At 62.7% G+C, this 18,346-nt stretch carries 15 protein-coding genes; 2 read left to right on the top strand and 13 right to left on the bottom strand.

Annotated elements, in window-relative coordinates:
* Window positions 1-58: 58 nt before the first annotated feature.
* The 11 genes from CDA09_RS09025 to CDA09_RS08975 all read right to left on the bottom strand — a co-directional run bounded on the left by CDA09_RS09025 (window position 59) and on the right by CDA09_RS08975 (window position 13,812).
* Entirely contained in the window at window positions 59-1,516 is a 1,458-nt protein-coding gene (locus CDA09_RS09025; RefSeq protein WP_121428313.1) for an MFS transporter, read from the bottom strand.
* Between the two features lie 33 nt (window positions 1,517-1,549).
* Window positions 1,550-2,716 (bottom strand): lipid-transfer protein, encoded by a 1,167-nt coding sequence (locus tag CDA09_RS09020; protein WP_121428312.1) that lies wholly within the window; start codon window positions 2,714-2,716, stop codon window positions 1,550-1,552.
* A gap of 66 nt (window positions 2,717-2,782) precedes the next feature.
* Window positions 2,783-3,211, bottom strand: a complete 429-nt coding sequence (locus tag CDA09_RS09015) for a Zn-ribbon domain-containing OB-fold protein (RefSeq protein ID WP_121428311.1) — start codon at window positions 3,209-3,211, stop codon at window positions 2,783-2,785.
* Between the two features lie 81 nt (window positions 3,212-3,292).
* A complete protein-coding gene (locus CDA09_RS09010) occupies window positions 3,293-4,360 on the bottom strand; it encodes a MaoC family dehydratase (protein ID WP_121428310.1) in 1,068 nt (355 codons plus the stop codon).
* Between the two features lie 81 nt (window positions 4,361-4,441).
* Window positions 4,442-5,587 (bottom strand): acyl-CoA dehydrogenase family protein, encoded by a 1,146-nt coding sequence (locus CDA09_RS09005; protein ID WP_121428309.1) that lies wholly within the window; start codon window positions 5,585-5,587, stop codon window positions 4,442-4,444.
* A gap of 302 nt (window positions 5,588-5,889) precedes the next feature.
* Window positions 5,890-7,092, bottom strand: a complete 1,203-nt coding sequence (locus CDA09_RS09000; protein ID WP_121428308.1) for an MFS transporter — start codon at window positions 7,090-7,092, stop codon at window positions 5,890-5,892.
* Between the two features lie 95 nt (window positions 7,093-7,187).
* A complete protein-coding gene (locus tag CDA09_RS08995) occupies window positions 7,188-8,354 on the bottom strand; it encodes a lipid-transfer protein (protein ID WP_121428307.1) in 1,167 nt (388 codons plus the stop codon).
* A gap of 122 nt (window positions 8,355-8,476) precedes the next feature.
* Window positions 8,477-9,082, bottom strand: a complete 606-nt coding sequence (locus CDA09_RS08990) for a TorD/DmsD family molecular chaperone (protein WP_164844391.1) — start codon at window positions 9,080-9,082, stop codon at window positions 8,477-8,479.
* Between the two features lie 103 nt (window positions 9,083-9,185).
* Window positions 9,186-11,948: a molybdopterin-dependent oxidoreductase gene (locus CDA09_RS08985; protein ID WP_164844390.1), complete on the bottom strand. Its 2,763-nt coding sequence runs from the start codon at window positions 11,946-11,948 to the stop codon at window positions 9,186-9,188.
* Window positions 11,949-12,064: 116 nt separating this feature from the next.
* Window positions 12,065-13,147, bottom strand: coding sequence for a 4Fe-4S dicluster domain-containing protein (locus CDA09_RS08980; protein WP_286164436.1), 1,083 nt, complete (start codon window positions 13,145-13,147; stop codon window positions 12,065-12,067).
* Window positions 13,148-13,173: 26 nt separating this feature from the next.
* Window positions 13,174-13,812, bottom strand: coding sequence for an ethylbenzene dehydrogenase-related protein (locus CDA09_RS08975; RefSeq protein WP_121428304.1), 639 nt, complete (start codon window positions 13,810-13,812; stop codon window positions 13,174-13,176).
* 850 nt (window positions 13,813-14,662) lie between these two features.
* Between CDA09_RS08975 and CDA09_RS08970 the strand changes: the two genes are divergently transcribed.
* Together CDA09_RS08970 and CDA09_RS08965 are read left to right on the top strand one after the other, a co-directional pair.
* A complete protein-coding gene (locus CDA09_RS08970) occupies window positions 14,663-14,890 on the top strand; it encodes a hypothetical protein (RefSeq protein ID WP_121428303.1) in 228 nt (75 codons plus the stop codon).
* A gap of 28 nt (window positions 14,891-14,918) precedes the next feature.
* Complete coding sequence (locus tag CDA09_RS08965; protein ID WP_286164435.1) at window positions 14,919-15,113, top strand: EAL domain-containing protein; 195 nt, start codon at window positions 14,919-14,921, stop codon at window positions 15,111-15,113.
* Between the two features lie 1,152 nt (window positions 15,114-16,265).
* Here the strand turns inward: CDA09_RS08965 and CDA09_RS08960 are convergent.
* Window positions 16,266-17,939: a recombinase family protein gene (locus CDA09_RS08960; RefSeq protein WP_121428302.1), complete on the bottom strand. Its 1,674-nt coding sequence runs from the start codon at window positions 17,937-17,939 to the stop codon at window positions 16,266-16,268.
* Complete coding sequence (locus tag CDA09_RS23330; RefSeq protein WP_164844389.1) at window positions 17,936-18,100, bottom strand: hypothetical protein; 165 nt, start codon at window positions 18,098-18,100, stop codon at window positions 17,936-17,938. The genes CDA09_RS08960 and CDA09_RS23330 overlap by 4 nt, the downstream gene beginning before the upstream one ends.
* Window positions 18,101-18,346: the final 246 nt, after the last annotated feature.

Raw genomic sequence — 18,346 nt, 5'->3', positions numbered from 1 at the left:
CCGCCAATACCGCAACCGTCGACGTTCGCGACCGGGCGAACCCCCGCACGCGCCGCGCTCAACCCCGCCCCGCCACACGTCCAATGCCAAGCCCCACACCGTCTGGCGCCGCGACTGTGGGGTTGCGTTTCGGCAGCAGCAAGGCGGCGACCAGGCAGGCGACACAGGCGAGCGTTACCAATCCGAGCGCTGACGCGTAGGCCTCGGCCGTCGGATAACTGCCGGGCCCCCTGGCGGGGTCGGAGACCGTTGAGCTGGCAAGCACGAAGGCGATCACCTGCGCCCCGAGGGCACCGAAAATTGCGCGGACCACCGAGCTCAGCCCCGTCGCTTCACTCGTGCGGTGGGCGGGCGCGGCTTCGAGAATGAGGTTCGGCACCGCTGCATAGACGATTGTCATACCGACGATCGATACCACGCCGGCGAACGCCACGAACCACAGCGATCCGTGCCAGGCGGTCGTTGCGCCCCAGGTCACGGTCAGGAGCCCGGCGCCGAAAACCAGCGCGAAGCGTCCTCCGCGCCGGCCGGAAATGTAGCCGCCCCAAGGCGCACCGGCGCTGCCGAGCAGGCTCGCGCCGCCCTTGAGCATGCCCGCAACCGTAGCACTTGCGCCCAGGCCCACCAGCGTCCATTCCGGCTGCTGCATCAGCGGCAGGATGATCATTTGCGACTGAAAGGCGCCGAAGGCAGCGCAAGCGAAGCAGATATTGGCGAGCGCGATCTGCGGCATGGCCAGCAACCGTACATCGATCAGCGGGTTCTTGTGGCGCAGCTCATACCAGACCCAGAACCCGAGCACGCCGACGCTCGCCGCGAGCACGGACAACGTGCGCGGATCGACCCACCCCCAGCTCCTGGCCCGCGTGATCGCAAACAGAATACCGGTGATCGCCGGGACGAAGAGCACGCCGCCAACCATGTCGAGGCGTCCCTTAGCCGCGGGCGGTGCCGACGGCGGCACGAACATCCAGACCAGCACGAACGAGATCAGGGCGAGACCCGCGCTCACGTAGAACAGGGATTGCCACGGAAGATTATCGACGATGACGCCGCCGAGCAGATAGCCGAGGGCGGCACCGAGCGCCGCCGTTCCCGCGAGAATGCCGATCCCGACCGGCACGCGCTTCACCGGCAGTCGCTCGCGGACCAGTCCGTAGCACAAAGGCAGGATTGCTGCGGCCACCCCCTGGATCGCCCGCCCGGCCACAACCCAGCTCAGGGACGTCGCGAATGCGCTGATCGTCGAGCCGATGAACGCGAACACCAACATCGCCAGCAGCAACTGGCTGCGCCCGTAAAGGTCGCCGAGGCGTCCCACCAGGGCCGCCCCCGCAGCCGACACGAGCAGAAAGCCGGTGATGAGCCAGCCCACACCGATCGGGTCGCCGTAGATCCTGAACAGAGTCGCCAGCGCCGCATACACCATGCTCACTTCAAACGCACTGGTCAGTTCGGCCACGATCATGACCGACATGAAGATCGATGTCCGTGACTGCAGGTCCTGCCTGTTCATCGCTTCCCTCCGCTTACCTCATTGAATGGGAGCCTACAGGCCCAGGATCAGGCCGCTCGTCGGCACGCCGGTGCCTGCCGTCACTAGGACGTGCTCCGCCCCGCGCACCTGATTGACGGCAGTGCCGCGCAACTGCCGGATACCTTCGGCGATGCCGTTCATCCCATGGATGTAGGCCTCGCCGAGTTGGCCGCCGTGCGTGTTCACCGGCAGGCTCCCGCCAAGCTCGATGTTCCCGCCCTTGATGAAGTCCTTCGCTTCGCCCGGCTCGCAGAAACCATAGCCCTCGAGCGAGGGCAGGACGGTCGGTCCGAAGTGATCGTAGATGATCGCGACGTCGATGTCGCCGGGCGTCAAGTCGGCCATCGTGTAGAGCTGGTCCGCAACGAGCTGGCATTCCTCGCGCGGAACGATGTCCGGCTTGTAATAGCTCGTACAGAGCAACGTTCCGACCGGCGCACCCTGCGCCGCGGCGCGGATGTAAACCGGTTTCTGCCTGAGGCCGCGCGCCCGCTCGGCGTTAGTGACGACGACGGCCACAGCCCCATCGCTTTCCTGGCAGCAGTCGAGCAGGCGAAAAGGGTCGGCAATCATCCGCGAGTTCATGTAGTCGTCGAGGGTGATCGGCTTGCCGTAGAAGAACGCATTCGGATTGGTCGCGGCGTGTCGGCGCGCAACGATCGAATAGTTCGCGAAGTCTTCCGCGCTAGCCCCGGTCTCGTGCATGTACCGGCGCATCGGCAGCGCCATCATCGCCGCGGCCGTCTGCAGGCCCTGCAGCGAATGTAGCGCCTTCAGCATCATTTCGCTTTCGGGCGAGGACCGGACCATCGGCTGGCCGAAACGCATCCCCGAGCGCTCATTCATCGCCCGGTAGCACACCACGACTTCGGCCACGCCTGTCGCGACCGCCATCATCGCCTGTTGCACTGGGGCGCACGCGCCACCGCCGCCATAGCTGATGCGGCTGAAAACCTTGAGGTTACGGCCGCCGATGTTGCGGAAGACATCGATCTCGGAACTGTTGTCCATCATGTAGGTGCACAGGCCATCGACCTCGCCCGGCTCGATGCCGGCATCGGCCAGCGCCGCCAGGACCGACTCGACCGCGAGTTGCATCTCGCTGCGCCCGGAGTCCTTGGAGAACTCGGTCGTCCCGAGGCCGACGATCGCCGCCTTGTCCCTGACTGTATATCCCATTCCCACTTACCCCTCCGCCGATGTAATTCGCTGTGCCTCCCGGCACCTGCCTCTCGCGATCCGCACCTATGCGAGCCGGAAATGAAAGGTCGACACCTCGCCGCGACGCTCGAAGCCGACGACGAGCGGCATGCCGATGCGGATGTCCTCTGGGCGGGCCCCCTGCAAGCCGCCGATCAGCCGGAACCCTTCGCTCATGTCGGCGAGCACAATGGCGTGCGGCGAGTCGAAATTCGGGAGCGGCGGATGGTAGTGAACGGTGTAGCTATACACCGTGCCGGTGCCGCGACATTCGATCGGCGTCCACTTCAGGGAGTGGCAGTGCGGGCACATCGGCCCCGGCGGGTTGCGCACCGTGCCGCAACCGTCGCATTTCTGCACGAGCAGCTTGCCGGCCTCGAGCCCCTGATAGAAGAAGTCGTAATCCCGGTTCGAATGCGGCACCGGCAACGGACGCTTCGACGGCGGGATGTCCTGGGTTGCAGTCTGTTCCATGAGTTCCTCCTTTTTGCAGCAGGTGGGGCAGCCTCGCAGGCGTCCGATCCGGCGTCGGACTCGTCGCTGCGAGAACGGAAGTCAGGTGTGATAGTAGAAGCCCGTCAGCGTGAAGGTCCGCACCAGTTCCTCGCGCTGGTTGAATACCGACCGGACCCACGTGAGAAAGTGGCCTTCACCCAACCGGGTCCGCTTCATGGGGCTGCAGTTGAGCACCTCCTGTCGCGTGTACGTCGTATCGCCAGGCCTCAGGGGCGTGAAGTAGTCGGAACGGGCCTGGCTGACCGCGATCTCCGGGCAACCCGGGACCGAAAACGGCGTGATGTGGCTGATCAGATCCTTTCGCAGTTCCTGCAGCAGCGGCAGGCCGGTCAGCCCACGCTGCACCGCCTCGGGCACCTTCTCGCCCGGCTTCAGGTACCCGACGCCAACCTGCGCCGAGGCGCCCGCGCCGTGGAACAACGCGGCCGGCGGCGCAATGAGGCCACCATACGGACTCCGGGCCGCGTACTCCTTGTCCCAGTACAACGGATTCCAGTCCTCAAGGCACTCGCACCACAGATGGATCTCGTCGGCGGTCAGAGGCCAGGCCGGCTCGCCGGGCCCCTCCTTCACCATGCCGATGAGCGTCTTCGCAAAGTCGGGCAAATCCTGATCCGCCGCGACCGTCTGCCGCGGCGCAGGAAGACGTGACACCTTCACCGGACCGCCCGTGCGGGACGGCAACGCCATCGTCGCGCTTGCCGTCGCCGCCTGCGCTGCCACCCGGTGGCCCATGTTCAGATCGACGATATCGACGAGGTGTTCGCCGTCGTCGCCAACATACTTGCGCGCGACCCGGCCGGTAATCATGAGGAGATCGCCGCTGCAGCTCTGCGTACGCATGTTCAGCGTGATCGAGCAGATCGCCGACTCGGGGCCCGCCCAATCCGTCATCAGCCGGCTGAAAAGACCGAGGACGTGGGGCGTTGCGATGAACACGTCGCGCGCGCCGGCCAAGCGCGCGTAGTCGCGATCGAAATGCACATAGTCGTAGAGGCCCGTCGCGCGGACGAAGGCCACGAGCCGCAGCAGGCTGAGCTCGTAACCAATCGCCGGCAGTTCCTGCCCCTCTTCCACGTCTTCCCAGTACAACGAACGATATTCCATGGCTTTTTCCCGGTCGGGTCGCGCGCAATGTGCGTGCACGGCCGGCCACCCCGCAACGGGGCGGCCACGCGAGGAGGCAGATCAGTAGGACTTGGGCAGTCCGAGGCCCTGTTGCGCGATGAAGCTGAGGATGATGCTGTTGTTGATCGGCGCGATCTCGCTCATCTTCGCCTGCAGGTAGAAGGGGATGAGGTCCGTCGACAGGTCCGCGAACATGCCGCCATGCGCGTTCGCCGCGATGTTCGCCGCCTGCGTGAGGGCATCCGAAGTCAGCCACTTCACCATGTTGGCCTGCAGTGCGATCTTCTCGCCGGCGTCGTACTTCTCCGCTGCGGAATACAACATCAGGCGGGCGGCATCGATGCGCGTCTTGGCAATCGCCATCGGATGGGCGACGGACTGGTAGGCGCCGATCGGCACGTCAAACGGCGCACGCACCTTCGCGTACTCCACCCCGCGGTTCAGCACGTGCTCTGCGAGGCCCACGTTCATGCCACCGGCGAGCAGACGCTCGGGGTTCAGGCAGTCGAACAGCGCATCGATGCCGCGCCCCTCGACGCCGAGGAGATTCTCGGCCGGGACGACGACGTCGTCAAAGTTCACGATGAAGTTCCGATCCGGCATATAGACCGCGATGTCCATCAAGGTCGTGCTGATGCCCTTCGATTTCGTATCGACGATGAACAGCGACAGCCCCTCGGTGCGGTTATTGGGGTCGCGCGGCGCGGTGCGCGCCACGACCATCGCATGACCGGCCTCATCCCAACCCGTGATGTACATCTTCTGGCCGTTCAGGAGGTAGTCGCCGCTCGGCTGGCGCTTCGCGTTTGTCCGAATCTTGAACGTGTTGGTGCCGGAATCCGGTTCGGTGATCGCGAAGGCGAAGAATTCCTCCCCCGTCGCCGTGGGCGGCAGGTACCGCCGTTTCTGCTCCTCGGTGCCGTGCTTCAGCAGCGGGAAGCGCACCATGTAGTTCGGGATCGTCAGCGGCAGGAACAGGCCGGCCGAATGCAGGAGATCGTGCGCCAGCACCACTTCGCTCATCTTCCCGCCGACCCCGCCGTATTCCTCGGGCAGGCCGATCGCGAGAAGGCCGGTGTCGGCCCACAGGCGCCACAGCTTCTCCGGCCGCTCGCGCTTTTTGGCGCTCTCGAGCACGTAGGGCCGATCGACCTTCTTGATGATGGTGGAGCAAATTTCCCTGACCGCGTGCATCGCCTCGTTCATCAACGTCTCCTTAAACCCGCTTGAGTTATCCCCTGCCACGTTCCGCGACAGAACTATCCCGCCATTCACTTTCACAATGGTTCAACCTTCATAAAAATATATCGCTTCGAACGTCGACGGTCAAGCGGCGATCGCCTGCCGGCTGCACGAATCAAGGCGGGGTCGGGTTACACGACGGCTCGCACCCGGCCGCACGGCGACCGGGCGAAACTCCTGCAATACGGAAATGGAGACGCGGAACCAGGGCGCCCGGCCGCGCGTACCCTGGGACTAACCCCGAGGGCGCGCGGCGTGCGTGAACATCACGCAGCGGTCCCGGCTTCCACAGGCACGCGACGCGTTTCGGCCAGGGCGACGCCAATGAAGCCGGCCGCACACAGCCCACCGGCAAGCCAAGCGACGGACTGGTAGCCGCTACCTTCGATCAACATGCCGGCCAGATAGGGGCCCGCCGCGCTGCCGGCGCTCGATACGGTCATGCCGAGAACGCACGCGCGCCCGGTCGCATCGATGCGTGCCAACAGACCAAGCCCCAGCGCGAAAACGAAGTTCCAGAAGAAGCCGCCGATCGCGCAACCGATGGTGTACCAGAGGAGCGAGGCGGGCGCGTACAGCGCATACAAGCCGCCGAAAAGCGCCAGCACCGCGACGCCGATCGCATACGATCGCGCGACGGCAGGTGGAATCGCGGCCGCCGCCAGACTGCCGAGCACGCCGAAGACGGCGAACATCGAAAGCGCATTGGCAACCCCCGTCACAGCAAACCCGTGGCTACCACCCATGACCTGGAGAAAAGGCCAGACGTTGCCACGGGCAAGGAAGAACAGTGCGATTGCTGACAGACCGATCGCCGCCTGCACACCGATTGCCTGACCAGCCGAATCGCGGGCGGCTCCAGCGCTCGGCTCCCGCGCGACACCTCGCATCCCAATGATCAGCAGCAACGACGCCAGCGCCGCAAGCGCGGCATGCACGCCCCAGACGGCCGTTGCAACACGAATCAGACCGTCGACACTGCTCGCCTCGCCCGCCCAGGCGGACACCAAGTGCCCGATGAACTGGAATCCCAGGATCATTACCACCGAAAACGATGCCGAGTAGATCCCGAAGAAGCGCGTTGGGGTTGCCGACATCGCACACACCTTCATGACCAACGAGGCGCCAACGCCGGTACCGAACCCCGCCAGCACCCGCATGGGCATGAGTGGAACGACGTCGCGCGCGAGCACCAGCGCGATATTCGCGCCCATCAGCAGCGCGCAGCCGATCAGGGCAAGGCGCTTCAGTGCGGCTAGCGGTTTACCGCTGGCGTAAATCGTCGCGACGAGAAACGCCCCGGCCTCTGCAGAGGCGAGTCGCCCCACCTCCCGGGCGTCGATCTGAAACACGCCTTTCATGACGCCGAGGATGGATGGCATCCACAGAATGCCGGTTGCCATCATCAGCGCCACGACCATACCGACAGAAACAACCATGTTCGGTAGCGGGGATCTTTCCACACTCATCTGCCTGTCTCCTCCGGTCGGGGTTCCGCCGGCTGTGTTCTATCGGGTATTCGAACCGCGAGTACGAAAGGGCGTCGGGCCGCCGGCCCCGCGGATCACGCCCCGAGGATGAGTCCGCTCGTCGGAAGGCCCGTACCGGCTGTCACGAGCACGTTCTCGACGCATTCGACCTGGTTGACGGCGACGCCCCGGATCTGCCGCACCCCCTCGGCGATGCCGTTCATGCCGTGAATGTAGGCCTCGCCGAGTTGCCCCCCGTGCGTATTGACCGGTAGTCCCCCGTCGATCTCGATGTTGCCGTTCTTGATGAAATCCTTGGCTTCGCCCTTCGCGCAGAAGCCGTAGCCTTCCAGGGCCGGAAGAACGGCAGGGCCGAAGTGGTCGTAAAGGATCGCGACCTGGATGTCCTGCGGCTTCAGATCGGCCATCTTGTAGAGCTGCCTTGCCACCAGCTCGCATTCCTGCCGCGGCACGATGTCCGACTTGTAGTACGACGCCAGCCCCATGACGCCGAAGGGCGCGCCTTGCGCGGCGGCGCGGATGAAGACGGGCTTCTGCCTCAGCGAGGCCGCACGCTCGGCGCTCGTCACTACGACCGCAACCGCCCCGTCGCTCTCCTGGCAGCAGTCGAGCAGCCGGAACGGGTCTGCGATCATGCGGGAGTTCAGGTAATCGTCACGGGTGATCGGCTTTCCGTAGAAGAACGCATTCGGGTTCGTTGCGGCGTGGCGGCGGATCGCGACCGCGTAGTCCGCGAAGTTCTCGCTCGTCGCGCCCGTCTCGTGCATGTAGCGCCGCATCGCGATGGCCAGTTTCGCCGCACCGGTCTGCAGGCCATGCAGCGACGTGAAGGCGCTCAGATGCAACTCCGACTCCGGCAGCGGCAGCGATTTCGTCGGACTGCCAAAACGCTGCCCCGAACGCTCGTTCATCGCGCGGTAACAGACGACCACGTCGGCCACACCCGACGACACCGCCATCGCGGCCTGCAACAGCGGTGCGCAGGCGCCGCCTCCGCCGTAGTTGATGCGGCTGAAGAACGTCAGATCTTTGCCGCCGATGTTGCGGAAGACCTCGTTCTCCGAATTGTTGTCCATCGTAAACGTGCACAGCCCGCCCACCTCGCCGGGCTCGATCCCGGCATCGGATAGCGCCGCCGCGACTGCCTCGACCGCGAGTTGCATCTCGCTACGACCAGAGTTCTTCGAAAACTCCGTCACCCCCAAACCGACGATTGCCGCCTTGTTTCGCGGGAAAGCCATGGACGTGCTACCTCCTCGATCTAGTGTTGGCCCACGATACAAAATAGCGTCAAGTCAGTCAACAATAGTTGAACCATTCACACCAAAAGTAGAGCACCTAGCCGGGAGGAGCCAATGCGGGATCAGCCTATGGTGGCGGTCCCGTGAACGGCCTCGAGACGGTCCAGGTCCGTCCTCAGGCAGCGGTCGAGCAAGGTCAGCAAGGCCCCGTAAAACGGCGCCGCAGAAACATCGGCAAGCTGCCGACACGCATGCGACACCGTGCGCAGTGGATGGCGGGCGATGAAATCCCGGCGCGCGCGGGCGTAGTGCATGCCGCTTTCGCCACGGGCTTCGAGATCAGCCTCTCCGTAGGCCAGGCACGCGACGAACTCCAGCTCCACGCTGAGGTGGTCGGGCGTCTCCGGCGCATCTTCGGCCAACGTCATCCCGAAATGGGCGTAGAAGCGGACCACTTCCTCCATGGCCGCCATCGGCACGCGGTGCAGTGGCCCGCCGTTCAGCGGGCAGCGCCCCCCGGCGCCGCCGTCGAAAAGACTCGTGTAGTCGACCGGCAGGGCGTCTGCGCGTCCGGCTTTCGCGAGCGCGTCCCAATCGACCGCGGTCAGGACGAACGGATCCCATTGCCCTAAGGCAGAACGCAAGTCTTCGACGAACCGACCGCTGCAGATGTCGTCGCACCGCTGCGCATCGGGAAACTTAACGGCCTCCGCGAACACGGCCCACATCGTCGTACCGGGTCGGCGATCGCCCGGCCCGCCTCCCTCGCCCGCTTCGCCCCATCGTCCCGCGCTAGTCCCCGCCTCCCTTGAGTCGGCGTCGGCGTTCGGTCTATGCATCTCGTCCTCCCTGCCCGACAGCGTCGGTCACCCGCGCCACGTCCACATAGGTCCCCCGGTCGTGCTGCCCCGGCGAAAACGCCGAGGGACGGACCTGCAGGTGACCGTAGCCGCCGGCGAGGTGGATCGGGTTAATCTGGCTCGCGAACAGCGAGTCGTAAGGTTTGCCCTTGAACTGCTGGGCCTCCCACGCGTGATACACGATGGCCTGCCCCGGCCGTACCGCGGCCGCGACGCAGGCGCGGAACTCGACGGCACTGAGGTCGTTGAAGATCTTCACGGTGTCACCGTCCTGGATGCCCCTCGCCTCTGCGTCCGCCGCATTGAGGAAGACAACGGGCTCGCCGCGTTGCAGGCGCAGCAGCGGCTCGTGGTCGATCCAGGCAGCGTGGATCGACCAGCGCGTATGCCCACCAGTCAGCTGAATCGGATGCTTCCCCCCGAAGCCCGGCGCATCCTTATGCACGGGCAACACCTCGCCCAATTCCGCGTACAGCGGATGATCGATGCAGAACTGGAGCCGTCGCGTCAGGCTCGGCCACGGAACCTTCTTTTCCGTATGATGGGTTCCGGCGACGATCGGCTTGTCGGGTAAGACGTCCGTCGCATTACCGACGTTTACGTACCGCTGTTCGCCTAGCGCAGTGTAGCGCTGGTAGCCCTTCCTCTTCAGCTCGGCCCAGGTCACACCACCGACGTTCGTCGACATCTTCAGCAGCAGTTCGAGATAGGCATCGTGGTCCTTCTCGGTGATCTCGCCGCCGAACGTGATGTAGTCGTAGACTGCGAACGAGCGCTTCTTGCCCGAGCGATCAACGAATTCCGTCAGTCCGCGCTCGGCGGCGCGCTTCTGCAGATGCTTCGCCAGCAGGTACAAGGCCTCGAAGCCGTCCTTGCTCTCGCCCACTGGCTTTACGGCCGCCGTCGTCACCTGGACGTAGGGCATCAAGGGCGTCGACCACAGCACCTCGTCGTACTCGTACCAGCCGGCCCCCGGCAGCACGTAGTCGCTCTGCATCGCCGTGTTGCTCATGCGGAAGTCGATTGTGACCATGAGGTCCAGCTGCGGGAGCAGGCGCTCCTGCACTTGGTCGAATCCGCGTAGACGCCGGAGCAGGTTGCCCGCGAAGTTGATGAGGATCTTCGTCGGCGCATCCTGCTTGAACTGCCACCCCTTCGCGACCGCCTCCTCCATGTAGGACGACAGCGACCGTTTCATGTAGGGATCCAAGCGTTCGGTTTCGCCGTAGAGCTTGTCGAGGCCGGCCTGATAATAGAGCCACATCATCGTCGGCACAGAGCCACCGCGGCGCGAGGCTTGGCGTCCGAGCTCGTACATCGCCATCTCGTGCGTCATCCCCTGCTTCATGAAGTGCTCAAGTGCCGCGCCCTTCTTCTTCTGCAGTGCCTCGATGGCCTGCTGCACGCCATCCTTCCCGGACATGCCTGCGAGCACGTCGAAGCCGTCCGCGCAAAGCACCGGGAAGCCCTGGTAGCCCGCCCCCTTGTGCCCGATCTGCCCGGCCAGCACACAGCACAGCACCTGCGCGCGCTCCATTTCGAGTCCGTGGTAGAACTTCCCGAAGTTCGACTGCGCAAGGAAGGAGGCCGCGCGTGCACGAGCGAGGTCGCGCGCGAGGCCGCGGATCGTTTCCGGATCGACGCCGCAGATCTTCGATGCGAACTCGGGACGGTACTGGCGAAGATGCTCGCGCAGCCCCGCGAAAACCGGCCTCGCCCTGATCTCGCCGGCGAGGGTTTGCACCACGAATTCCCCCTCGAGCGCGGGGTCCATCTCGCCAAGATCGAGGGTCTGAGTCGACGCGGCCAGAATTTGCCGGCTGCGCAGGTCGTAGAGGTAGAACACCTCGTCGCTGCCACCCTTCTCCATGTCGGCTTCGCGCAGGAAACGCCCGTTGTCAACGCGCTGCAACAGCGGCAGGTCCGTCTGCTCCTGGACGAAACGCTTCTTGTAGATGCCTTCCTCGATCATCACATGCGCCATCGACAGGCCCAGCGCTGCATCGCTGCCGACCTTCACCGGCACCCACTGGTCCGCATGAACCGCGGACGCCGAAAAATCCGGCGCAATAGTGATGACCTTCGCGCCGTTGTATCGCGCCTCCGTGATGTAGTGCGCGTTGGGAATCTGCGTGTAGATCGGATTCCCGCCCCAGATGAAGATCAGGTCCGAGAACATCAAATCCTCGGCCGAATTGCACATTTCCTCGGTGCCGGCGACGACCGAGATGCCTGGCCGTGAATCGCCGATCTCGCTGTTGATATCGAGAACCGGCATATCGAGCAGTTGCGCGAGACGCATGCCCGCGAGCATCTGCGAACCCCAGGCGTTAGTGCCCGCGTCGTAGATCATCGATGCCGGACCCTCCTTGATCATCACGTCGATCATGCGGTCGGCAATGTCCTCGAGGGCTTCGTCCCACGAAACCCGCTTCCACTTCCCCTCTCCACGCTCGCCCACGCGCTTCAGTGGATAGCGAACGCGGGAACCGTCATACATGCGTTGCGAGAAACTGCAGCCTTTTTGGCAACCGCGCGGATTGTTGTCGGGAATGCCCGGATCGATCGGGGTGTAGGTCGCGGACTGTTCCTCGCGCCAGACGATGCCGTCCTTCACATAAACGTTCCACAGACACTGGCGCTGGTACCAGCAATTGACGTTGTGCGAACCCTTCGAAATCTTGTCCCAGCGCCACTTCTTGCGGTAAATCGCCGCGAAATCTGGGTAATCCACCACAGGCGCCCGCCTCGTCCGGTCCGCAGCGAAGGACCATGTCGAATTAAACTGCAGCAGGGATAGACCCGTAGCCCCGATGCCGCCCTTCAGGAACTCCCGTCGACTCATTCCCGTCATGATTGGCCCCCATTGAGCACGATCGGATCGTTCGTGAAATCAGGGAAGATGTCCTCGGGCCACTTGTAGACGATTAGCGTGTCCATCAGCTCAGACGCCTCACCGCGCCGCTTCTTCTCCCGTTCCGCCTCGATCACCTTCAGCACCTCACCCACGCGCGGCCCGAACAGGTTCTCCAGATATTCGAGCGGCACGCGCGACCCGGACGGATCCACCTTGCCCGTCGATGTCAGTCGCGCCGGCAGTACCGGGGGAACGTAGTAGACGTTGGGCTGGGTCCCGTACTCGGAATGGAGCGGCAGCGCGACCTTCCACTTGTGCACCAGCTTGTGGATCGGCCCGCTCTCGTCGTCGAGGTAGCCGACGAAGCGCAGCCGGCCCGGGCACTGCCGCGCACAGGCCGGCGCAACGCCCTTCTCGAGCCGCGGAAAGCAGAAGATGCACTTCTGCCCGACATCCCTGACGTGGTTGTAATAGATGCGTTTGTAAGGACAAGCCTCCATGCAGAAGCGGAAGCCCTTGCATTTTTCATCGTTCAGCAGCACCACGCCGTCCTCTTCACGCTTGGAGATCGCCGCGCGCGGACAGGCCTCAAGGCAGGCGGGATGGGTGCAATGGTTGCAGATGCGCGGCAGGTAGAAATAGAACGAGTTCGGATATTCGCCGCCCCCTTGGTCTTCGTCCCAATTCGCACCCCACTGCGGCTTCTCACCGCGGTGATTGCGCGGATGCAGTTGCACCGTCTTGCCCTTGCCGCCAAAGAACACGTCCTCTTTGGGCAGCTTCCATGCATCACCGAATTCCTCGCGGCTAGGGATTCGACTTGCCTTCTGCCGGCCATCCGGTTCGAAGCCTCCGCCGAGACTCTCCCAATCTTTCGGCGTTCCCTTACCGGGCATCGTATTTGTGATCGTCCACCACATTGACTCCATGCCCTCCTCGCGCGTCCACTGCGTCTTGCACGACATCGAGCAGGTGTTGCAACCGAGGCACTTGTTCAGATCGAACACCATCGCTAGCTGGCGCCTGGGCTTGTGCAGTTTGCCGTCTATCTCGCGGCCGGTCTTGTCTTGAACCATGATGGGCATTCCTCGCTGAATGGATCTCAGGCTTCGAGTCTTACGGACAGCCACTGGGGGGAGAATGCCTTCAGCCCCCCGCGCTCCCGCGCGTGGCCCTGCCATACGGCAAAGGCGACGTTTACGTCGCTACCCGCGACGAAGGGCGCTGCATCCGGACCGCCGGCCATGGACCGGACGAACACCACACTCCAGCGTCCATTGCGGTGCTGCGCGTTCACCACCACACTCACCGGATCAACGACCCGCGATGTTCCAATGCCCACCGCAACATTGCTTCTTGCCGCTTGCGGTCGGTCTGCGCGCCAGTGCCACATATTCACCGGTCGGTTGTCGGAACCCATGATGAGCGACGCATTTTTCGACAGAGGAAACAGCAGCGCCGCTCCGTCCGCGAAATCGTCATTGTCGAGACGAGTCATACGTGGCGAACTGCATGCCCAGTCGAGACGGAAAGCCACCTCGGTGCCGTTGTGACGCGCACGACAACCCACCTCGCTGGTCGCTCCGAAATCTCCGTCTTTCCATTTCCCTTGAATATATTTCGACGGCTGCATGGCAGCAGGGGCCGGGATCAATCCGACCTTCTCGGCCGCCCCCTCCCAAAGCGACGCATCGACATCAAGTAATTGCACCCTTTGCGTACCAACTCGTTTTGCAAGCATCCCCTGCCCCTCCAAGACTCCACACGAGCCCCATTGCCGAATTCGACAGTGACTTCCGATCCCGCCTCTATTGATTTACCCACAGGCGCACCCATAATTGCGGCGCTAATTTTTACTACGTATAATTCGAAGCCATTTTTTACACTATACAAAATAAGATAGCAAGAGATTCACCCCTTCCCTGAGCACCGTTTGCCGTCCCCGTACATACGCAGGGGACCTCGAAGCGAAACATCTCGCGGATCGGTGACCGTCGTGCCTAATGGCGCGCAAGCAACTCAAACATTCTTCCGGGGGAGGCACCTGCTCCGTCGACGTGACAACAAACCGTACATGCGGCAGTGACGCAAGCATTTGCATTTGCATTTGCACGATTAGTGCTTTGCGACGAAAGACCCGCTCGATCAAGCAGGGGAAGCAGACCTGCACAGACAAAACCAAGTACCAGAATCTTTACCATGGATGTCTCCGGTGGGCTCTCACGTCCCTCTATCGATAGGAGAATCGATGAACCATTCCCTTACACCCATCTTGGCTCAACCTTTGCAAGCAGTCAAGAAACTCATGCGGAATTCTTGCGCCCGCTCCTCACTCAGCGTCCGCGAAGCGACGAAAATCCCTCGGCAAGACCGAACCTCCCTCTCCCACCATTTTCTGCCGAGATCCCCTTCTCCAACCGGTCAGACTCCCGATTTCCGGCACCGCCGTCGGATCCGATTCCCAGCCCTGCTCCATGAAGTCCACGTGCGACCGGTTGGCCGCAATCGTTCACGACCAAATGTGCGGGACTGCTTAACCGCAAGTAGTCGCGACGCCTATCGTTCTTTACCAGGGCTGCGGGTAGAGGAACATGGACCCGAGCAGCGACACCGACAACGAATTGTCACGGGTGAACCAGGCGCTCAGGACGCTGAGCGCCGGGAACCGCACCTTGCTGCACGCCACGCAGGAGCAGGACCTCCTCCATGGAATGTGCCAGGTGATCGTCAACGAAGGCGGGTACCACCGGGCGTTGCTAACGTATGCGCAACACGACGAGCAGAAGACACTGCTGATGATGGCCTACACCCTTCAATGAGAAACACCAGAACTGACGAAATTCCTTGATGGAAGATCGGGTCAGCGCGCTCGACACGATCAAGATCGACCAATCCTTCGTCATCGCCATGACGGACAAGGCAGCCTCCGTCGCGATCGTCCAATTGACCATTGAGCTCGGCCACCGACTGCAACTCGAAATCGTCGCCGAAGGCGTCGAAAACCGAATCGGCCTGGAACCATCTCATCCCACTTGGCTGTGACACCGCTCAAGGCTTCTACTTAGCCAAGCCGATGCCCGCAAACCAGTTCAGGAATTGGCAGACACAGTACGACGCAGGCATCGGTGTCTACCGGAAGCAATGAAGAACGGAATAATGTGATCGCAAAGGCATATCTCAGCCCGTCTCAATAGAATTTCGCCTGCTCAGCGCTGAGCGCTCATAAAAGGGGGTTCTTGGATTGTCGTCCGAGCGGCCTCCCCTGTTCGCACCGATGCTGGGCACACGCCAACAACTTGACATTACCGCGCAAATCACAAGAGACGCTGCGAATCCTTGGCTTTCGAGTCCAAGTGAATACGCGGACCTCGCAACGCCACGGACCTTATGGCCGCGACAAATCAAGGCGCGTGGCTACGAAGCAGACCATCAACCGACGTTGGGGGCGTGGCGCTGCCCCATTTTTAGGCAACAGCCAATTTCCGCATGGCGCCGGCACTTTCCGCCGTCCGAAAGTACTTATCCCGTGAGTTATCCCCAGATCCTGTGAACGACGGCGCCAGCTCTCGCTCGGCTCATCAGCAGCGCGCTCACCCAGCAAGCACTTGCATCGCCTCATTTTTAGCAACGGTCGAATTTACCGACGGCGCGGTACTTTAGCGCTGGGAGAGCCCCCTACCGCGCAGGAGCGGGATTTGGTTGAGAACGCGCTGCGGGCTCTCATGTCCTCTTCTTGGCTTCTCGACGAAGCAATTTATTTTTTTAAATTCATATACTTAATGAAATACTATTTTGTCTCGTTAGGGTCCCAGAACGAGACAAGATCGAAGTTGCCTCTGGATCGCTTGCCATCCCGTTCCTGGCGCCTGCCGCATGAAGCTTTCTGTGTGCAAGGGACGTCATTTGCATGCGGTATTTTTCGGAACACTCAGGCGCACCGATCCGTACGCCGATCCGGGCGTCGTGCGTCGAGACCCACGAGAGCAGGCGCGAGGATAACCACTATCTGAACATGACTCTGCTCGCGGAGCAGAGAAGGAGACCCTGCGGGTGGCCGCATGAACCGGCCACCCACTTTCAGCGCCGCTTCGGACTACGCCTTGCGTGGCGCTGAAAGCGAGCTGATATCAACCAGGCCGTGCTCACCCAAATTGCACAACTTGCCGCATAGATGGTCGCCCCTGCACCCCGTGCTCACGGCAGGACATCAACGAACCATTTCCCCGCTTTGATGCCGCAAAGAGGACTGGCTGGCGAATAGCGAAGCGCAAAACGAAGTTCGACCTGCTTATCGTCGACACTGCTGGTCGTCGAGGCAAACGCGAGGGCCGCCCCCGGGACAAACTGCACCCGAAAGATGGAGCAGTGACGGCTGCGTTTTCCTTCGAAGACAATTTCCGGAAAGAGGCGCACGAGCACCGACCGAAGATGTTCCGGCGGAAGGTCCGCCTCGAAGAGCTTATCGAGCACGGCTCGCGGGTCAATTTGCAACTGCGCTTCAATCGCCGCGCGGTCAAGCGCCTGTGCGCCGGCGATAAGTTCGTCAACGTGCCGCTTCTGCAGACGGGCAGCGCCGCGCGCCTCTTCGTAACGCTCAATGAGGACCGGGTCCTCCTCATCGCTCGCCGCCATGAGGCGCGAAAACCGCTCCTGGACGCGCTCCAGCCGAACAAGTTCCGCGCGCGCTCTCTTGAGTTCTACGTCGCCATTGCCACTCAACCGGGCGTGCAGCGACACCTTGAACGCCACAACGAAATCATCCGTCAGAAAAAAGCGTGCGGCCTCCACCAACAGTACCTGCACACCCGCGGCCGCAACCGTGCATGTTAGGCGTTCGCCCAAGCCGGCGGCAGCCTTTGCGAGAGTGCATCGTGCGCAGTAGAGCGAGCGGCCGCCTGCAGGACAACTCAGTACAAGGGTTGCACCGCAGCACCCGCACGTCACGAGTCCGCCCAGTGCATGCTTTCCGCCGCCGTAGCCGGATCGGCTCACCATCTTGGCGTTGCAGCGGGCCCACACCTCGTCACTCACCAGCCGCAACTCGGGGCGGGCGTAAGTTAACTGCTCGAGCGGCCGTCCCTCCTTCTTCGCCTCGGCCCGGATGGTAGACGACCCATTCCAAATGAACTCCCCCTTGTAAACAGGGTTGGAGAGGATTACCCGAATACGGGAAGGACGCCAGTATTCGGCTTCATTCTTGCGGTCGCGGTGACAGGTCGGGACGGCCGCGGCGTTCAAGTCCCGCGCAATCTGGTGCATCGACTGCCCGTGGTCGCGGCGCGCAAAAATGTCGCGCACAACGGCTGCCGCCGGTTCGTCGATGACCCAGTGTGACCCCAAGTGCTTGCCCTCTGCGTCGAGTTCGCGCTTGAGCGTGTAACCATAGGCAGGCGCGGCAATCATGTAGCCCCGCTCAAGTTGCCCTACCATTCCTCGCACGACCCGATGCTTGGTGTCCCTCCCGGCCTGCTGGGCGACCATCCCTTCGAGCCCGAGCTGCAACTGCCAATTGGGCCGCATCGTGTCCACACCGTTAGCGGTGAGCATGCGCACGCGCTGATTGTTTTCCAGACGCCGTATCAACTGCGCCTGGGTGACGCCATCCCGTGAAAGGCGTGAGAACTCATCGACGATGAGGACGGAAAAAGCGTTGGAATCCCACGCCGCCAAGAGCGCCTGAAAACCTTTGCGCTTCGCCTCGCCCTTCGCCTGACCGGTAATGGCTGCATCGACGAATATCAACGCATCGTCAACGTTGAGCCCATGCCTTCGCCCCACCTCCTTGCAACGTCGAATCTGGTCCTCGATCGACGTGTCCCGTTGTTGTTCCTCTGAATAGCGTGCAAGTATGCAAACGCGCTCAATCATTTCCGACTCCCCGCATCCTTCTCTGTGAGTTTGTTGCGGAGCAGCCGTACGGCGATTTGGGCGAGCAGGTCCGCGAATTCCCGCACGGCTTCCGGCAAAGCAGAAGCGGCACGGTTATCGGATATAGCTACCGGCGTCCTTTGTTTCTGAATCTCTCTCATCCCCTGTCCTCCTGCCGGCCCAGATGGCGCAGCTCACCGTTCAGCGACGAACAAGGCCCCCGGCGGGAAAACGAAATTTGCTGACGTTTGCGTTACGCCGCTGAGCAGCCGGCTCAACCTTCATGTCCCGCGCGGCTGCAGTCACTACGACACGCCCCGTATCCATCGTCTCCCCTCTCCTCTATAGCGAATTTCGTCATTGCTCTCGTGGTCGCCGACGCGCGGGCGGCTGCTCATCGCTCTGGC

Origin of the sequence: Azoarcus sp. DN11, assembly GCF_003628555.1 — a bacterium.
Lineage (GTDB): Bacteria > Pseudomonadota > Gammaproteobacteria > Burkholderiales > Rhodocyclaceae > Aromatoleum.
This window is presented reverse-complemented; position numbering and strand designations above follow the sequence as displayed.

Excerpts from the sequence above, each read along its gene's own strand:
- CDA09_RS08975 (WP_121428304.1), bottom strand. The coding sequence starts at position 13,812 with ATGCTTGCAAAACGAGTTGGTACGCAAAGGGTGCAATTACTTGATGTC.
- CDA09_RS09025 (WP_121428313.1), bottom strand. The coding sequence starts at position 1,516 with ATGAACAGGCAGGACCTGCAGTCACGGACATCGATCTTCATGTCGGTC.
- CDA09_RS09000 (WP_121428308.1), bottom strand. The coding sequence starts at position 7,092 with ATGAGTGTGGAAAGATCCCCGCTACCGAACATGGTTGTTTCTGTCGGT.
- CDA09_RS23330 (WP_164844389.1), bottom strand. The coding sequence starts at position 18,100 with ATGAGAGAGATTCAGAAACAAAGGACGCCGGTAGCTATATCCGATAAC.
- CDA09_RS08965 (WP_286164435.1), top strand. The coding sequence starts at position 14,919 with ATGGAAGATCGGGTCAGCGCGCTCGACACGATCAAGATCGACCAATCC.
- CDA09_RS09010 (WP_121428310.1), bottom strand. The coding sequence starts at position 4,360 with ATGGAATATCGTTCGTTGTACTGGGAAGACGTGGAAGAGGGGCAGGAA.
- CDA09_RS09020 (WP_121428312.1), bottom strand. The coding sequence starts at position 2,716 with ATGGGATATACAGTCAGGGACAAGGCGGCGATCGTCGGCCTCGGGACG.
- CDA09_RS09015 (WP_121428311.1), bottom strand. The coding sequence starts at position 3,211 with ATGGAACAGACTGCAACCCAGGACATCCCGCCGTCGAAGCGTCCGTTG.
- CDA09_RS08990 (WP_164844391.1), bottom strand. The coding sequence starts at position 9,082 with ATGTGGGCCGTGTTCGCGGAGGCCGTTAAGTTTCCCGATGCGCAGCGG.
- CDA09_RS08980 (WP_286164436.1), bottom strand. The coding sequence starts at position 13,147 with ATGGTTCAAGACAAGACCGGCCGCGAGATAGACGGCAAACTGCACAAG.
- CDA09_RS09005 (WP_121428309.1), bottom strand. The coding sequence starts at position 5,587 with ATGAACGAGGCGATGCACGCGGTCAGGGAAATTTGCTCCACCATCATC.
- CDA09_RS08970 (WP_121428303.1), top strand. The coding sequence starts at position 14,663 with ATGGACCCGAGCAGCGACACCGACAACGAATTGTCACGGGTGAACCAG.
- CDA09_RS08995 (WP_121428307.1), bottom strand. The coding sequence starts at position 8,354 with ATGGCTTTCCCGCGAAACAAGGCGGCAATCGTCGGTTTGGGGGTGACG.
- CDA09_RS08960 (WP_121428302.1), bottom strand. The coding sequence starts at position 17,939 with ATGATTGAGCGCGTTTGCATACTTGCACGCTATTCAGAGGAACAACAA.